14 protein-coding genes, 1 tRNA gene and 2 riboswitches are annotated in these 16,783 nt (G+C 62.9%); of the genes, 7 read left to right on the top strand and 8 right to left on the bottom strand.

What is annotated here, in order from left to right:
• Positions 1-27: 27 nt before the first annotated feature.
• The 6 genes from LY284_RS13595 to LY284_RS13570 all read right to left on the bottom strand — a co-directional run bounded on the left by LY284_RS13595 (position 28) and on the right by LY284_RS13570 (position 8,656).
• Positions 28-1,416 (bottom strand): L-serine ammonia-lyase, encoded by a 1,389-nt coding sequence (locus tag LY284_RS13595; protein WP_014192649.1) that lies wholly within the window; start codon positions 1,414-1,416, stop codon positions 28-30.
• Between the two features lie 21 nt (positions 1,417-1,437).
• Positions 1,438-2,508 (bottom strand): alginate lyase family protein, encoded by a 1,071-nt coding sequence (locus LY284_RS13590; RefSeq protein WP_233386758.1) that lies wholly within the window; start codon positions 2,506-2,508, stop codon positions 1,438-1,440.
• A gap of 113 nt (positions 2,509-2,621) precedes the next feature.
• On the bottom strand, positions 2,622-5,549 hold the full coding sequence (gcvP, locus tag LY284_RS13585) for an aminomethyl-transferring glycine dehydrogenase (protein ID WP_014192651.1): 2,928 nt from the start codon (positions 5,547-5,549) through the stop codon (positions 2,622-2,624).
• Positions 5,550-5,600: 51 nt separating this feature from the next.
• Positions 5,601-5,981 carry a glycine cleavage system protein GcvH gene (gene gcvH, locus LY284_RS13580; RefSeq protein ID WP_014192652.1) on the bottom strand — a complete coding sequence of 127 codons (381 nt, stop codon included), beginning with the start codon at positions 5,979-5,981 and terminating at the stop codon, positions 5,601-5,603.
• A gap of 62 nt (positions 5,982-6,043) precedes the next feature.
• The gene (gene gcvT, locus LY284_RS13575; RefSeq protein WP_041730828.1) at positions 6,044-7,168 is read right to left on the bottom strand and encodes a glycine cleavage system aminomethyltransferase GcvT; all 1,125 of its coding nucleotides are present in this window, start codon (positions 7,166-7,168) and stop codon (positions 6,044-6,046) included.
• Positions 7,169-7,283: 115 nt separating this feature from the next.
• A riboswitch (glycine riboswitch) is annotated at positions 7,284-7,413 on the bottom strand.
• An 11-nt stretch (positions 7,414-7,424) separates the two neighbouring features.
• Positions 7,425-7,529, bottom strand: a riboswitch (glycine riboswitch).
• An 80-nt stretch (positions 7,530-7,609) separates the two neighbouring features.
• Complete coding sequence (locus LY284_RS13570) at positions 7,610-8,656, bottom strand: oxidoreductase (RefSeq protein WP_233386756.1); 1,047 nt, start codon at positions 8,654-8,656, stop codon at positions 7,610-7,612.
• Positions 8,657-8,798: 142 nt separating this feature from the next.
• Between LY284_RS13570 and LY284_RS13565 the strand changes: the two genes are divergently transcribed.
• Entirely contained in the window at positions 8,799-10,886 is a 2,088-nt protein-coding gene (locus LY284_RS13565) for a UvrD-helicase domain-containing protein (protein WP_233386754.1), read from the top strand.
• A gap of 19 nt (positions 10,887-10,905) precedes the next feature.
• Here the strand turns inward: LY284_RS13565 and LY284_RS13560 are convergent, their stop codons facing one another.
• Positions 10,906-11,802, bottom strand: a complete 897-nt coding sequence (locus LY284_RS13560; protein ID WP_233386752.1) for a cytochrome c5 family protein — start codon at positions 11,800-11,802, stop codon at positions 10,906-10,908.
• Between the two features lie 327 nt (positions 11,803-12,129).
• Between LY284_RS13560 and LY284_RS13555 the strand changes: the two genes are divergently transcribed.
• From LY284_RS13555 to LY284_RS13540, 4 genes are all read left to right on the top strand, one after another.
• A tRNA-Arg gene (locus tag LY284_RS13555) sits at positions 12,130-12,205 on the top strand.
• A gap of 198 nt (positions 12,206-12,403) precedes the next feature.
• A complete protein-coding gene (locus LY284_RS13550; protein ID WP_233386750.1) occupies positions 12,404-13,126 on the top strand; it encodes a hypothetical protein in 723 nt (240 codons plus the stop codon).
• Positions 13,127-13,190: 64 nt separating this feature from the next.
• Complete coding sequence (locus LY284_RS13545) at positions 13,191-13,421, top strand: AlpA family transcriptional regulator (protein WP_233386748.1); 231 nt, start codon at positions 13,191-13,193, stop codon at positions 13,419-13,421.
• Positions 13,418-14,833 (top strand): hypothetical protein, encoded by a 1,416-nt coding sequence (locus LY284_RS13540; RefSeq protein ID WP_233386746.1) that lies wholly within the window; start codon positions 13,418-13,420, stop codon positions 14,831-14,833. The genes LY284_RS13545 and LY284_RS13540 overlap by 4 nt, the downstream gene beginning before the upstream one ends.
• 34 nt (positions 14,834-14,867) lie before the next feature.
• Here the strand turns inward: LY284_RS13540 and LY284_RS13535 are convergent, their stop codons facing one another.
• The gene (locus LY284_RS13535) at positions 14,868-15,158 is read right to left on the bottom strand and encodes a helix-turn-helix transcriptional regulator (protein WP_309243185.1); all 291 of its coding nucleotides are present in this window, start codon (positions 15,156-15,158) and stop codon (positions 14,868-14,870) included.
• Between the two features lie 144 nt (positions 15,159-15,302).
• Here LY284_RS13535 and LY284_RS13530 point away from each other — a divergent pair, with 144 nt between their 5' ends.
• Positions 15,303-15,923, top strand: coding sequence for a hypothetical protein (locus tag LY284_RS13530; RefSeq protein WP_233386744.1), 621 nt, complete (start codon positions 15,303-15,305; stop codon positions 15,921-15,923).
• A 278-nt stretch (positions 15,924-16,201) separates the two neighbouring features.
• Complete coding sequence (locus tag LY284_RS13525) at positions 16,202-16,711, top strand: hypothetical protein (RefSeq protein ID WP_233386742.1); 510 nt, start codon at positions 16,202-16,204, stop codon at positions 16,709-16,711.
• The last annotated feature ends 72 nt before the right edge of the window (positions 16,712-16,783 follow it).

The raw sequence follows: 16,783 nt of genomic DNA, 5'->3' as shown, positions 1-16,783 counted from the left end.
CCTCATCGCGGCCCGATATAAGCCGGCTCAACACTCCACAATATTCACCGCTAACCCGCCGCGCGACGTCTCTTTATATTTGGTCTTCATATCCGCGCCCGTCTCCCTCATCGTCTTGATGACGGAATCCAGCGAAACATAATGCGACCCGTCGCCACGCATGGCCATGCGCGCGGCGTTGACGGCCTTCACCGAGCCCATCGCGTTGCGCTCGATGCACGGAATCTGCACCATGCCGCCGACCGGATCGCAAGTCAGCCCGAGGTTATGCTCCATGCCGATTTCCGCGGCATTCTCCACTTGCGCGGGCGTTCCGCCGAGCACGGCCGCCAAAGCGCCGGCCGCCATCGAGCACGCGACGCCGACTTCGCCCTGACATCCCACCTCGGCGCCGGAGATGGAAGCATTCATCTTGTACAGAATGCCGATGGCCGCCGCCGTCAAAAGAAAATCGATCACGCCCTGCGTGTTCGAACCCGGCACGAACCGGTCGTAGTAATGCAGCACCGCCGGGATGATCCCCGCCGCGCCGTTCGTCGGCGCAGTCACGACCCGTCCGCCGATCGCATTCTCTTCGTTCACCGCGATCGCGTAGAGATTGATCCAGTCGATCATCGACAACGGATCCCGCAGCGCCTGTTCCGGCTTGCCCGCCAGCGCGCGATACAACTGCGGCGCGCGCCGTTTCACCTGAAACGGCCCGGGCAGACAACCTTCCGCCTCCGGATTGCCGATGCCGCACCCGCGCGCGACGCAATCTTGCATCACGTCCCAGATGCGCAGCAGCCCGGCGCGAATCGCTTCCTCGCTATGCCAGACGCGCTCGTTTTCCCACATCAGCTGCGCGATCGATTTGCCCGACTCCGCGCACATTTTCATCAGCTCGTCGCCGGTCTGGAACGGATACGGCAACTGCTCGTGCGCGGTCAGCACCGCGGTGTTCGCCGCGCCCGCCGTGACGACGAAACCGCCGCCGACCGACAGATACGTCGCTTCACGCAGCAGCGCGCCGTTCGCGTCGAAGGCGTAGAGCTTCATGCCGTTCGGATGCTCCGGCAACGCTTGCCGATAAAACACAATGGATTCTTTCAGCGTGAACGGAATCTCGTGCGTGCCGAGCAACGCCAGCTTCTTCGAGGCGCGCACGGCGTCGAGCCGCGGCACGATGCGCGAGGCATCGACGGTATCGGGCGCGTCGCCCATCAGGCCGAGCATCACGCCGCGGTCGGTGCCGTGGCCCTTGCCTGTCGCGCCGAGCGAGCCGTACAACTCGCATTTCACCGACGCCGTCGCGGCGAGCAGCCCGTCGCGCTCGAGCCCTTGCGCGAACATCAACGCGGCGCGCATCGGTCCGACGGTGTGCGAGCTCGAAGGTCCGATGCCGATCTTGAAGAGGTCGAATACGCTGACTGCCATGACATCACCTACCTGAAAGTTTTAACGCGCCGGCAGCGGCAGACACACCGCGAGCCAGGCGGGCGGCGTCGGTGCGAGCCGCAGCGCGACCGGCGTGTAGCGGCCGTCGAGACGCGCCGCCAGATGAAAGAGTTCCGCCGCGTTCTTCGGGTCCCACTGCCCCGAAAAGCCCGGCAATCCGGCTTCGCGACGCTTGGCGTCGAAAGCCACGGACGACTTCACGAATTCGTCATGCGTCTTCGTGCCGAGCGCATACGGCGTGAGCCAGTTGAGCGCCACGGCCAGCGTCGCGCCCGACTGCGCGCGCTCCGGCAGCCAATTGCGATTGTGCCGCCGCGCGGCGAGCGCCGCGGTCACGAGCGGCTGAAGATCGTAGGTGACGTAGCGCAGCGCGTCGCGTTCGGCGAAATCGACCGTCGATCCGTCCGGCGCGATGTTGTCGCCGATATGCTCGACGAACAGCCGCTGCGCCGCGTTGATGAGCTTGCGGTCGTCGATGGTGAACGCGCCCATCGCAACCAGTTTCACGCGGTGGCTCTGCCAGTTGTTGCGGTAATTACCCGTGAGCGGACGCGGTTGCTTGTCCATATCGGCGACGTAGCCCGTCACCATCTTCGTGATGAAGGCGTTCGCCGCGTTGCGCGTCTTCACGGGCAACGCGCTCGCCGTGAGGTCGTACGCGAGAATCAGCGATTCGAAATGGGTCTCGTCGATCGGATTGAAGCTCGGCTGATACGTCGTGGTCCACGCCAGCAGAAAGCGGTCGACGAGACGCAGATAGCGCTCGTCGCCGGTTGCGCGCCACGCGAGCGCCGCATCGCGCATCAGGCCGAGGTCCTTTTCGGCTTCGATGCTCTCGTCGTAAATACCTTCGTGCGGCAGCGTGCCTTCGGTGTGCAGCTTCGCGCGCGGTTTCGGCTGATCGTTGACGTGCGATTGCACCGTCTTCACGAGCGCCTTCACGCCGGGATCGGCATTGGTGCGCTCGCTCGTCTGCATCGCGGGCGCGGCGCAGAAATTCATCGCGGCATGCGCCGTCAACGAACATGCGCACAGTATCGCCAGCGCCGTGAATCGGCCTATTTGTTTCATCTCTCGCACCTTCCGCGCCATGCGAACTCCTTGATTGGCTTTGGTCCGGGGTGAGATGTTAGCCGGTTCGACGCGCGCCGCGATACCGTCCGACAATGCTTTACGTTGTCAGCTTACTCCGCGTAGTCAGAGATCGGCACGCACGAGCACATCAGATTGCGATCGCCATAGGCGTTGTCCGCGCGCCCGACCGGCGACCAGTACTTGCGCGCAATCAGCGACTTCAGCGGATACGCCGCCGCTTCGCGCGTGTACTTGTGCGACCATGCGTCCGACGTGACCTCCGCCGCCGTATGCGGCGCGTTCCGGAGCACGTTGTCTTCGCGATCGGCGCGACCTTCTTCCACCGCGCGGATTTCCTCGCGAATCGCGATCATCGCGTCGATGAAACGGTCGAGCTCTTCCTTCGATTCCGATTCGGTCGGCTCGACCATCAGCGTGCCGGGCACGGGGAAGCTCATCGTCGGCGCATGGAAGCCGTAGTCGATCAGGCGCTTGGCGACGTCTTCCACCGAAATGCCGCTCGATTCCTTGATGGGCCGCACGTCGAGAATGCACTCGTGCGCGACGAGACCGCCCGCGCCGCTGTACAGCACCGGATAGTGCGGCGCGAGGCGCTTCGCGACATAGTTCGCCGCGAGAATCGCGCTTTCGGTCGCGGCGGTGAGGCCTTGCGCACCCATCATCGCGATGTACATCCACGAGATCGGCAGGATCGCGGCCGAGCCATACGGCGCCGACGACACCGCGCCGATGCCCGCTTCATCGCGCTTGTAACCGGTGGACGCCTGATTCGGCAGGAACTTCGCCAGATGCGCGCCGACCGCGACCGGACCGACGCCCGGTCCGCCGCCGCCGTGCGGAATGCAGAACGTCTTGTGCAGGTTCAGGTGCGAGACGTCGCCGCCGAACTGGCCGGGCGCGCAGAGGCCGACCATCGCGTTCATGTTCGCGCCATCGACATACACCTGGCCGCCGTGCGCATGCACGATCTCGCAGATTTCGCGGACGTTGCGCTCAAAGACGCCGTGCGTCGACGGATACGTGATCATGATCGCGGCGAGATTCGCCGAATGCTTCTCGGCCTTCGCTTTCAGGTCGTCGATATCGACGTTGCCGTTCGCATCGCACGCGACGACCACGACCTGCATGCCCGCCATCTGCGCCGACGCCGGATTGGTGCCGTGCGCGGACGCCGGAATCAGGCACACGTTGCGATGCCCTTCGCCGCGCGACTCGTGATACGCGTGAATGATGAGCAGGCCCGCGTATTCGCCTTGCGAACCCGCGTTCGGCTGCAGCGACACCGCCGCGTAACCCGTGCATGCGACGAGCATCTGTTCGAGCTGATCGATCATCGTGCGATAGCCGAGCGTCTGCTCGGCGGGCGCGAACGGATGAATCGCGGCGAACTCGGGCCACGTCACCGGCAGCATTTCCGAGGTTGCGTTGAGCTTCATCGTGCACGAACCGAGCGGGATCATCGTGCGGTCGAGCGCGAGATCCTTGTCCGAGAGACTGCGCAAATAGCGCAGCATTTCGTGCTCGGAATGATGGCGATTGAAGACCGGATGCGTGAGATATTCGCTTTCGCGCTTCAATGCGCCGGGAATCGGATCGCTCACGGAAGCATCCAGCGCGTCGATGTCGAACGTTTCGGTCTTGCCCGCGACTTCCGCGAAGAGCGCGAAGAGCTTGAGCAGGTCGTCGCGCGTGGTGGTTTCGTCGAGTGACACGCCCACTTGCGTGGCGCTCACACGGCGCAGGTTGATGCGCGCCGCATAGGCCGCCTGATGCAGCGCGGTCGTGTTTGCGCCGCTTTGCACGGTGACCGTGTCGAAGAACGTTTCGTTCGCGATCGTGTAGCCCAGTTTGCGAAGACCCGCCGCGAAAATCGACGCGACGCGGTTCACGCGCAGCGCGATCGTCTTGATGCCGCGCGGTCCGTGATACACCGCGTACATGCTCGCCATGATCGCGAGCAGCGCCTGCGCCGTGCAGACATTCGACGTCGCTTTTTCGCGGCGAATGTGCTGTTCGCGCGTTTGCAGCGCGAGACGCAGCGCGGGATTGCCTTGCGCATCGACCGTCACGCCGACGAGACGGCCCGGCATTTGGCGCTTGAATTCGTCGCGCACGGCCATGTACGCCGCGTGCGGGCCGCCGAAGCCGACCGGCACGCCGAACCGCTGCGTATTGCCGATGGCCACATCCGCGCCCCATTCGCCCGGCGGCGTGATGAGCGCGAGCGCGAGCAGATCCGCCGCCGCGACCACATGACCGCCCGCCGCGTGAATCTTTTCCGCCAGTTCGCGATAGTCGCGCACGTCGCCGTTCGCGCCGGGATATTGCAGCAGCACGCCGAACGCGTTCGCGCTCGCGGCATCCGCGGCCGGTCCGACCTTCACTTCGATGCCCGCCGGCTTCGCACGCGTCTGCACCACTTCGATGGTCTGCGGCAAAACATCGTCCGCCACATAGAAGACGTTCGATTTCGGCTTGCCGACGCGCTGCAGCAGCGTCATCGCCTCGGCGGCGGCGGTGGCTTCGTCGAGCAGCGATGCGTTCGCCATCGCGAGACCCGTCAGGTCCATCACCATCTGCTGGAAGTTCAGGAGCGCTTCGAGACGCCCTTGCGAAATCTCCGGCTGATACGGCGTATAAGCCGTGTACCACGCCGGATTTTCGAGCACGTTGCGCAGGATCACCGCCGGCGTGTGCGTGCCGTAATAACCCTGGCCGATGTAAGTCCGGAACACCAGATTCTCGTCCGCCAGCTTGCGCAGGTAGGCGAGCGCTTCGGCCTCGCTCTTGGGCTGCGTGAACGCGCCGAGCGGCAGCGTTTCCTTGCGGCGGATCGATTCAGGAATCACCGCGTCGATGAAGGCCGCGCGCGACGCGAAGCCAAGCGCATCGAGCATCGCGCGCTGGTCTTTTTCATCGGGGCCGATGTGCCGCTCGGCGAATGCGTCGTGGCATTCGAGCGCGGCGAGTGACAAGGGGGTGCGGTTCATCAGGCGATCCGGGTGTTCGAGCTTCATGTGAATTCCTGCTGACGACGAAGGCGCGGCGGCCTTCGTCCGTGAGATAGATTATTCGCCGATCGACTTGCCGTAGCCTTCGGCGTCGAGCAGCTTGTCGAGACCGGCGTCGCCCGACGGCTTGATCTTGAAGAGCCAGCTTTCGTACGGCGCGCCGTTGACCTGATCCGGCGCGGACGTGAGCGCATCGTTCGACGCGACCACTTCGCCCGAGACCGGTGCGTAGATATCGGAGGCGGCCTTCACCGATTCGATGACGGCGATCGCATCGCCCGCCGCGACGGTCTTGCCCGCGGCCGGCAGTTCGACGAACACGATGTCACCGAGCGCTTCCTGCGCGTGATCGGTGATGCCGACGGTCAGCGTGCCGTCGGCTTCGGTGCGGACCCATTCGTGCGATTCGGTGTATTTCAGATCGGCCGGGATGCTCATTGAATGCTCCTTGCGTGGTTCTTTCGTGAGTTTCTTGATAGGAGGGAACGGGCGCGACGGCGTTACGAAAGTTCGACCAGAACCTTGCCGTTGCGCACGAACGGAAGTTTTACCACGCGCGCGGGAAGCTGTTTGTCGCGGATGACGACCTGCACCGTGTCGCCCGCGGCAACACCCGTCGGCACGCGCGCGAACGCGATCGATTCCTGCATCGACGGCGAAAACGTGCCGCTCGTGATCTCGCCCTCGCCTTGTTGCGTCACGACTTTCTGATGCGCGCGCAGCACGCCGCCCGCCTTGCCGTTTTCCTTGATGAGCACGAGCCCGACGAAGCCCGCCTTCGAGCCGTTCGCCTCCAGCGCGCTGCGGCCGACGAAATCGCGTTCCGTTTTCAGATCGACGGTCCACGCGAGGCCGGCGTCGAGCGGCGATACGTCGTCGTCCATGTCCTGCCCGTAGAGATTCATGCCCGCTTCGAGACGCAGCGTGTCGCGCGCGCCGAGGCCGGCGGGCTTCACGCCTGCATCGGCGAGCGCGTTCCACAGGGCTTCGACATGCGTCGCCGGGACGACGATCTCGAAACCGTCTTCGCCGGTGTAACCGGTGCGCGCGAGCATCAGTTCGCCGAATGTCGCGGACTGAACCGTGACGGCGTTGAACGGCTTGATGTCCTGCGTTTGCGCGCGCGCGTCGGGCAGCACTTGCCAGGTTTTTTCGCGCGCGTTCGGGCCCTGCACGGCGATGATCGCGAGATCGCGGCGCGGCGTGATGGAAAGATTGAACTCGCCCTCGGCATTCAACTGACCGAACCAGGCGATGTCCTTCTCCGCCGTGCCCGCATTCACGACGACGCGGAAACTCGTTTCGGAGAAGTAGTAGACGATCAGATCGTCGATGACGCCGCCGTTGCCGTTGAGCAGGCACGAATAGAGGGCGCGGCCGGGCGTCGTGAGCTTATCGACGTTATTGGCGATTGCGTACCTGAAGAATTCGCGGACGGCCTCGCCTTCGAAATCGACGACGCGCATGTGAGACACGTCGAACATGCCGGCGTCGGTGCGCACCGCGCGATGCTCGTCGATCTGCGAACCGTAGTTGACGGGCATGTCCCAGCCGCCGAAATCGACCATGCGCGCGTTGAGCGCGAGGTGGGCGGCGTGCAGGGGCGTCTGTTGAAGTGAAGTCATCGGGGCCTCGGTTCGCGAAACAAAAAAGGCCACGCAGCGCAGTATTCGCTTATCGGATGCGCCTTCGTGCTGCCGGAAGCAGCGCGCAAGGCTCATGCCGCGAGCGGTTGCGATGCGTGACCCCTCTGTCCTCGGTACCTGAGAGATTGCGCGAACCGTGCACGGTCGTGCTGCGATTCATCGCGCGCCCCTTCGGTGGGCAACTGGCTTCGATGAAGCCGCTGCCGCTCTCCAGAGTGCGAGAAAACTTCGTTCCTCGACGCCGTCGGTCCTTTTGCCTGAGAGTTTGCGGGTATGCCCCTTCGGCGGCGCGGCCTTTTTCGTTGCGACGACAGGCCACGCGCTCTCCCGACGCGTGCGGCAGAATTTACGCGACCGATTTCGGGTTGTCAAACGGATTCGGGGGCATCCGATGGACGGCGCGCACCCGCCGGCAGGGATTCAGCCGAGCCGCTCGAACACCACCCGTCTCCCCTCCCGATCACTCTCAATCGCCAGCTCAATAATCGTCATCGTATCCACCGCGTCCTGCGGCGACACCGGGAACGGCTTGCCCTCCTGAATCGACGCCGCCAGCGCGCGATAAAACTCCACATACGCGCCGTCTTTCGTCGCGAATTCGTGGCGCAGATCGAGATCGCCATCGACTTCGCGCAGCAAGCCCGGCGGATTCTTCGCGAATTCAGGATTGCCCGGCCGCATGCCCGCGCGCAACTGGTCTTCCTGCGTATCCAGCCCGTTTTTCACGTAACTGCCGCGCGTGCCGTGGATCGCGAAACGCGGCGGCTCCAGCGCCGCGAGCGCGCTCGCGTGCAGGATCACTTCCTTGTCGCCGTAGCCGAGCACGAGATGCACGTAATCCGGCGCGTGCGCGTGATCGCGATGCGCCTTCACAAACGCCGTGACCGTCTGCGGCGCGCCGAACAGCGTCAGCGCCTGATCGATCAGATGCGGCCCCAGATCGAACAGCAAGCCACCGCCGCGCTCCGCCTCCTCGCGCCAGCGCTGCGGCACCTTCGGGCGAAACCGGTCGAAATGCGATTCGTAATGGGTGACGCGCCCGAGCCGCCCGCTCTCGATCAGCGCGCGCACCGTCATGAAATCGCCGTCCCAGCGGCGATTGTGGAACGGCGCGAACAGCAAGCCCCGTTGCTGCGCGAGATCGGCGAGCGTGCGGGCGTCGCGCGCGGACAGCGTCACGGGTTTATCGACGACGACATGCTTGCCCGCCGACAACGCACGATGCGCGAGATCGAAGTGCGTGTCGTTCGGCGTCGCGATGACCACGGCCTCGATTTCGTCGATGCCGACGAGCGCGTCGAAATCCGCCACGATGCGTGCGTTCGGATAGTCCGCCTGCGCGCGCTCGGCCTGGCTCGTCGCGATGGCCGCGACTTCGGCCCGGCCGCAGTGCTCGATGACGGGCGCGTGAAACGTCGCGCCGGCGAGGCCATAGCCCATTACGCCAACTTTAAGTGGTGTGCTCATGCGGGCAGCGTCCTGTCGTGAATTCGATCGGATATTGTGGCACGAACGAGGGCCGGAACCGCGCCGGTTCTATCGTGTTAACATCGCGCTCTCCTCCATGCGCCGGCCTCGCCGCGCGCGCCAAATTTCCAAGCTCAACACGATGTCCGCAGGTCTGAACGCCGCGCAAAGCGAAGCCGTGCGCTATCTCGATGGTCCCTGTCTCGTGCTCGCCGGCGCGGGCAGCGGCAAGACGCGCGTGATCACGCAGAAGATCGCGCATCTGATCGAAGGGCGCGGCTTCGAGCCGAAGCACATCGCCGCGCTCACCTTCACGAACAAGGCCGCGCTCGAAATGCGCGAGCGCACCGGCAAGCTCCTCGAAGGCAAGACGCTCACGACGCCCGGCAAGGAAGGCCGCAAGATTCCGGTCAATCAGTTGACGATCTGCACGTTCCACTCGCTCGGCGTGCAGATCATGCGGCAGGAAGCGGAGCACGTCGGACTGAAGCCGCAGTTCTCCATCATGGATTCGGACGACTGCTTCGGCATGGTCCAGGAGCAGCTCGGCACGACCGACAAGGGTCTGATCCGCAAGATCCAGTCGATCATTTCGCTGTGGAAGAACGCGATGGTCTCGCCCGATCAGGCGTCCGTGCTCGCCGCGAATGAGGACGAGCATCAGGCGGCGATCGTGTATCGCAGCTATGCCGCGACGCTGCACGCGTATCAGGCGCTCGATTTCGACGATCTGATCCTGCGCCCCGCGCAGCTTTTCGCGGAGAACGAGCAGGTGCGCGACAAGTGGCAGAACCGCTTGCGTTATCTGCTCATCGACGAGTATCAGGACACCAACGCGTGCCAGTACGAACTGGTGAAGCTGCTGGCCGGTCCGCGCGCGGCGTTCACCGCCGTGGGTGACGACGATCAGGCCATCTACGGCTGGCGCGGCGCGACCATCGAAAATCTCGCGCAGCTCGGCAAGGATTTTCCGAAGCTGCATGTCATCAAGCTGGAGCAGAACTATCGCTCGACGGTGCGGATTCTGACGGCGGCGAACAACGTCATCGCGAACAATCCGAAGCTGTTCGAGAAGAAGCTGTGGTCGGAACACGGCATGGGCGACACCATCACCGTCACCGGTTGCAACGACGAAGAGCACGAGGCGGAGTCGGTCGTGTTTCGCCTGTCCGCGCACAAGTTCGAGCGGCGCACGCAGTTCCGCGACTACGCGATTCTCTATCGCGGCAACTTTCAGGCGCGCATCTTCGAACAGGTGCTGCGGCGCGAGCGCATTCCGTATGTGCTCTCGGGCGGGCAATCGTTCTTCGACAAGGCCGAGATCAAGGATCTGATCGCCTATCTGCGTCTGATCGCCAATCCCGATGACGATCCCGCCTTCATCCGCGCGATCACGACACCGCGGCGCGGTGTCGGCAACACGACGCTCGAAGCGCTCGGCGCGTTTGCGGGCGCGGCGAAGGTATCGCTGTTCGAGGCGGTGTTCATGGGCGGCATCGAGGCGCGGCTGTCGGCGCGGCAGGTCGAACCGCTGCGCACGTTCTGCGAGTGGATGCGGCGTCTGTCGGACCGCGCCGATCGCGATCCCGCGACCGAAGTGCTCGACGACATGATGGAAGCCATCCACTACGAGTCGTATCTCTACGACGCGTACGACGAGCGGCAGGCGCAGTCGAAATGGCAGAACGTCCTCGAATTCCTCGAATGGCTGAAGCGCAAGGGCACGAAGCCGGCAGCCGCGCCTGGCGTCGAGCAAACCGGCTACGACACCGCCGACGGTTTCGCCGACGAAGGCAAAAACCTGCTCGGCCTGATCCAGACCGTCGCGCTGATGTCGATGCTCGAAGGCAAGGAGGAAGATCCGGACGCGGTGCGGCTATCGACGGTGCATGCGTCGAAGGGGCTGGAGTATCCGCACGTGTTTCTGGTGGGCGTGGAGGAAGGCATCATGCCGCATCGAGGCAGTTCGGACGATGACGCGCCCGTCGACGATTCGCGCATCGAGGAAGAGCGGCGGCTGATGTATGTCGCGATCACGCGGGCACAGCGCAGTCTGCATCTGAACTGGTGCAAGAAGCGCAAGCGCGCGCGGGAGACGGTGGTGTGCGAGCCGTCGCGCTTCATCCCCGAGATGCTGCTCGACGACGCCCCGCCGCCGACCAAGGAAGAAGCGCCTTTGTCGCCGAAAGACCGCATGGCGATGTTGAAGGCGATGCTGCAGAAGAACTGAGATCGCCTCCCGCGCCCGCTTATTTCGACGCGTTCACCATGTAATCGACGGCTGCCTTGACATCGGCGTCCGGCGCGTTCGATCCGCCCTTCGGCGGCATCGCGCCCTTGCCGTGCAGCGCGTAGTTGTAGACGGTGTCCATCGGCTCCTTGAGGCGCGGCGCCCAGGCGGCTTTGTCGCCGAATTTCGGCGCGTTGAGCACGCCGGCCGCGTGACAGGCCTGACAGACCTGCTCGTAGAGCGCCTTGCCGGCTTGAGCTGCATCGGCGGATTGCGCGCCGCCGCCCGCTGGAGCCGCCGCCGTCTGCGGCACCGATGCGAGCGCCGCGACGGCTGCCGCCGCCTGCGCATTGTCCTGCGCGCCCGCAGCGCCCGCGGCTCCCGAAGCCGCGGCGGGCGCCGAAGCCGCCGCGCCCGGCGCGGGTTGTGCCGGCTCCGCGAGTTTGCCGCCGCTGCCGTTCGCCATATAGACGACCGCGCGCGCGATCTCGAAGTCGGAGTAATCGTCGGGACTGGTGCCGCCGCGTGCGGGCATCGCGCCTTTGCCGTTGAGCGCGTTGTGCAAAAGCGTGTCGTAACCTTCGCCGATGCGCGCGGACCACGCGCCGGCATCGCCGAATTTCGGTGCGCCCGCGGTGCCTGCCGCGTGACAGGCGGAGCACACGGCCTTGTAGACTTCCTCGCCGGTTTTGTAGACGCGCGGCGCGTTGGCATCGCGGATATCGACCTGTGCGGCGGGCGCGATGCGCTCCTTCACCGACTGTTCGATGTCCGTGCCCGCGCCGGTGCGTGTGGAATTGTTCACGTACACCGCGAGCAGGATGATGATGGCGACCGGGATGCCGAAACCCGCGATGACCGCGGCGATGAGTTGGCCGGGTGTCTTAATCGGGGCTCCGTGGGGTGCTTCGCTCATGCTTGTCTCGTCTCCCGTTTTTTGGTGTGAGTCGGTTCAGTGACAGCGTGACAGCTACCGCAATGCATTGCGCTCAAGCGCGCCTTGGGGAAAGGCACGGTCGATTATAGACGGAACGCTTAACTGTCGGCGCGGGGTGGCGGACGCGGCGGAGCGGGCGTTTACCCGAATCGTGTGATGCTTTCTGACTGTTTCTGCGCATTGCCTTGAAGGCCGCGCGATGGACGAAGTCACGGAAAGCAGGTATCCTCTTGGATTCGCATGGGCCTTGCAGCCGGCTTCTTGTCCGGCGCTTAGTTTTTCCGCTTCGCAAGGCCTCCCGCCGATGCGCCCGTAGCTCAATGGATAGAGTACTGCCCTCCGAAGGCAGGGGTTGCTGGTTCGATCCCAGCCGGGCGCGCCAAAAAGTGACTAGAAATCACGTGCTTAGCGGCGACATCACCTTTCATGTTCTTCTCGTACGGAAATTGTACGGAAACACGCTACCGCTTCCCCTCCATTCCTAAAATGCGGTCGGTGGACCTTTGGCGCTGCCGGTGTTGCGCTTTGCAACCGGTTTCAAACCGCGCTCGATCGGCTCGCCGTACCGAGCAAGGCCGCTATGTCTGAGAAACTGCCCTACATCCGCGCTAGGGCGCGGCCACGGATAACGCTCGACAAATTGGCTCGAACGCATCGCGCTCAGCGTTCGAATCCGCTCTCGGACGAGGCGAAAAGACTGGGTCTTCCTGAAGAGGGCCGCGCTGATTTCGTCGAAAATCTACCCGCGTATCTGCGGCGCGTTGAACGGCCTGTATCAGGGACGCTTGTCGAAGCGTATGTGAAGCTTCAACACGCCGCGCATCAGCTTCAAGAGGCAATCCGTTCGATTCGGACCCATGACATCCATCACCGCTATTTGGCCGCCGATGTCGAGCGCGTGGAGAGGGAGTTGCGTTCGCTGCTGTTAGTCGGCGCAAGCCACGCGGTCGACGGGGAGGCGACATTCTCGCTCGACGGGAAGCTCATCCGCTTTTCATTCGATCCTAAGCCGGGTAAGCCAACTGACTATGCGACGGAGTTAGCATGCGAGGCAGCGTTTGCTTGGCATCAGTGGTTTAAAGAGTGGCCTTTACCGAGAGGCGAGGGCCGCTTCCACAAGATGCTGAGGTTTGCTTGCAGGACCGTCCTAAGAATGAATGCAGCTGAATTGCCGGGCCGCAACGCTGTGCAGGCGGGGATCGCGTTGTGCAAGCAGAGGTGCGCAAACGGCTGGTCGGGCGGGCGCATTTATAGCGCCCCTGACGACGCGGGAATGCTTCAGATTCGCGGGAAAGGATTTTGATCTGACGCGTTTTGCCGTCGGAGGCGCAACCACAATGGAGTCATTCGAACACGGATGAACTCCCATGGACAGCAAACAATTCGGACTGCGCCTTCACCGGCTACCTGACGTCTGCGGACTGACCGGCCTCCGCAAAAGCTCCATTTACGCAATGATTAAAGACGGGAGTTTTCCTGCCCCCGTCCGAATCGGCCGTCGAGCGGTTGCTTGGCGTCAGGAGGATATCGGCCGCTGGATCGACAGTCGGCAGAGCACCGAGGACGACACGCAAGCTCTCTCGGGAGGGCGCCAATGAATGCCACGCCTTCCGATCCACGCAACGCGTGGTCGACAGCCCGCGAGGAATCGCGCGGCGTATCGGCCTGGCAGCCGCCCCGCATTATTCCTCGACTCACGAGTGATCGCCGCCTTGATCCGCTCGTTTATGGCTACCGTTACGATCCTGAATTCAAGCAATGCCGCCGACGTGGATCTCGCCGTCACGAGGAACTGATCGTGGCGATTCAGGCGAAGTCATTGCGGCTAATTACGGATCGACCCGGACGCAGACTGAACAGAGCTGTGAAGCGCTTTTTGCGCTCGCCTTGGGTTCATTTCAATGTGCTGCATGACACTTGGCTCGACGGCGACGGACCACGTGGACATCTGACATTGACCGAGCGTCAGGCGACCTTCTACGCACTGTGGAAAGACCAGCAGAACGGAGTCGGACTGCCCTGGCCGCTCGACCCATCGGTCGCCTGCTCGGAACCGTTCTACCGCCGTGGGAAGTCAAAAGGCGATGGTCGCTGGCGAACGTTCTATGCGTTCGGTATCGCGCGGACCACACGTCAGCGCCTGGTGTGTGCGGCGCTAGCCGCTGCTTCTTCCAACCAGTACCGTGACCAAGTCATCTATCGAGGGGGCATGTCGGTGGTCGTGGGCGAGGTCACGCGGATGCTTAGGGATGACGCTCGGCTGACGCACTGCGCAGAGGTCGACATCCGAAACTGCTTCGACAACATTAGGCTAGCGTCAGCTCACGATGTGCTGCCGCTCTCGCCAAAGGTCATTCAACAAACGGTGGCAATCAACCCACAGGAGGCAATCGACCAAAGAGAAAGAGAACATAGAAGACGTGACCATTATCTACGGAGATGTGATGGGTCATTTGCATCTGGAACCTCGCTGGCTCTGCCTCAAGGCGCAGCCTCATCATCCCTTGTCGCTTACTGGCTAATCGAAGCAGGGTTGCCGCCGTTACCGCCTGACCGCGTGTTTTTGTACGGCGACAATCTGCTTGTGCTGGGGAAGTCACCAGACGATGTGAGAGCACAAGTGTGCCTCTTTCGAGAGCTTTTCGAAAGGCATCCTGCGGGGCCTTTGCAAATTGCCTGGAAAGACCCGGTCGATATGCGAGACGGGTTTGAGTTCTTGGGAATCGAGTTCCGGCGAGTGCAAATGACGACGCGCGGTATGGACCGCTATTTCCTCAGCGCACGAGTGCCGCCGGAAGTGCGCACACAATTTCTCGACAGCGTCCGCTCGCGAGCGGTGCTGGCGAGGGAATGCGGAGATACGACGCTGTCCGAGGTATCTCTGTACGCGAGAGGCTTCCTATGGAGCCGGCCGACCCATGATCGAGTCGAATTGCTCGTCGCGGCTTGCACGGTCATTGAAGACCTAGGCATCGACGCTACGCCGATATGGGAGCTGGAAGTAAGCTGATGAGCGAGCGCAGCGGCGACCTCGCCGCTTGCGATCATTCGCCGCGCAGCCTCTTGGAGAGTTCCGGGTCCAGCAAATTCATTGGCGTGGTCCCGAGCGCAAGCGCCAGCTTTCCAATGTTGTCGATCGAGACGTTTCGATCACCGCGTTCAACTGAGCTGACATAGGTTCGGCTCAGTCCCGCCGAATGCGCCAATTCTTCCTGCGATATTTCCTTCGCGCGCCGCAGCGCCCGCAAGTTCGAGGCAAAAAGATCCCTCGCTGTTAGTTCGACCGGCGGTTTTCTCATAGGCAGAGGATCGCCGCCAGAATTATTGCGGTCCACGCACTATCAGGTTAATCTCGATAACTATAAGTGACATCTAACAACATTCGCCTCACGGTGGACGCTACGCGCCGGTTTGAAACTGGTTGCACGGCTTGTCTATGGGGACGGGCGAAGCCCAGCCATACAACAACGGGAGAAAAAATGGCGTCGATGGTGAAGGCACGAGCGAGTGCCGTCGTTTTGGGGATTGCTCTGGTGTGTGTCGCCCATGCGGCTCCAGCCAAAGCGCCAGCTAGGCAGCCGTCGCAGACGACGCCGGCCGTCTGGGATAAAGAGCCCACGTCGTTTCTCGGTCTGGACCTTGGAAAGCCGCTCCCGTCCGATCTGCTCGAATGCCCGTCTGACACCCTTCAACGAGCGCTCACTAAGACCACCTGCGCGATGATCTATGAGAACCTCGTGAAGCTGTGGAGGGGACCCGACCTCGGAATTCCCCAAAGCATTTCGGCACTGATGTACAACGGTAAGGTTGCGTCAGTGACGCTGGACGCGAACGAACAGGACTTCGGGACGGTCAAGAACCTCCTAATAACCCGGTACGGCCCACCGATGAAAACTTCGGTATCCGTGGTGAAAGCGGTTGCTGGCGGCGAGTTCACGTCGGAAGAGAGCGACTGGAATGGCGCCAACGTCGAGATCACGCTCTATCAGCGCCAAGGACAGATCGATCAATCCGAGGTTTTCGTTCAGTACAAGCCCTTAATGAAAGCCTTCCTTGACGAACGTAACGCCAAGCAAAACGCGGCTGCGTCGAAGCTTTGACTTCCCAGGTGGCTGTTCCGTGAAAAACTGGGCTGGTGTTGGGGCTGGCAGCTCTGCTCGGACTTAATAGGTCGAGCAGATCGCTGCGAAAGCCCGCGCGGCCTTAGCCGAAGCGTGACACTGGCGATGCACTAGCGGCCGCGTTTTGTGGTCGTTTTTGAAACTGGTTGCACGCGTCTACCTGCATGAATACAAAGCTGAGTCCGTTTAGCCATGCGCCCGAGCCGCGCTCCGATGACGCCGTGCGACAGGCCACGAGTGATGGCGAGTCTTGTCAAATGGACACTCCCGCCGACATAGAGTCTGTCGTGCATCGCTTCCAGTTCGTCACGCTCGCCTTTGATAAGCCGCAGACGGTGTTCCGGTTGCCTCAGTGGCACTGGCCCGTCACGCGTCCATATAACGGGTTCAGCGGCGGTGCTCGCATTCGCGGCTGGCAACTGAACCGCTTCTACCGACAGAACGGCTGGCTTCGCTATGGCCGCGCGTGTTCGGTGACCGGCGCGGTCGGCGACGTGGGATTGCACAACGAGGATTACTCAAAACCTTGGGCCGCATACCCCGTCTCGAAGCGCGCACACACCCTGATTCATACCCGGGCGCGCTTTCCGAAAGCGTGGGCCGCCTTTCTCGCCACCGAGGCATTGTCCGACACATGGGCGCGGACTCTCTCGATTGATGGTGGAGTCGCGACCGCTGATCGAGATTGCAATGTCGTCCACTTGCTCGAACATGCCCCGCATCCTCCATGGGTCGTCGTGCGCGAGAACGAATTCGACCGCCGCTGACGCGGCGCGGAACAGCAGGGATTTTCGCCGTGTCATCACGTGTCTGGTGTCAGACCTGCCAGCCACAGTTTC

This window comes from Caballeronia sp. PC1 (genome assembly GCF_021353155.1).
In the GTDB taxonomy this organism is placed as follows: domain Bacteria; phylum Pseudomonadota; class Gammaproteobacteria; order Burkholderiales; family Burkholderiaceae; genus Caballeronia; species Caballeronia cordobensis.
This window is presented reverse-complemented; position numbering and strand designations above follow the sequence as displayed.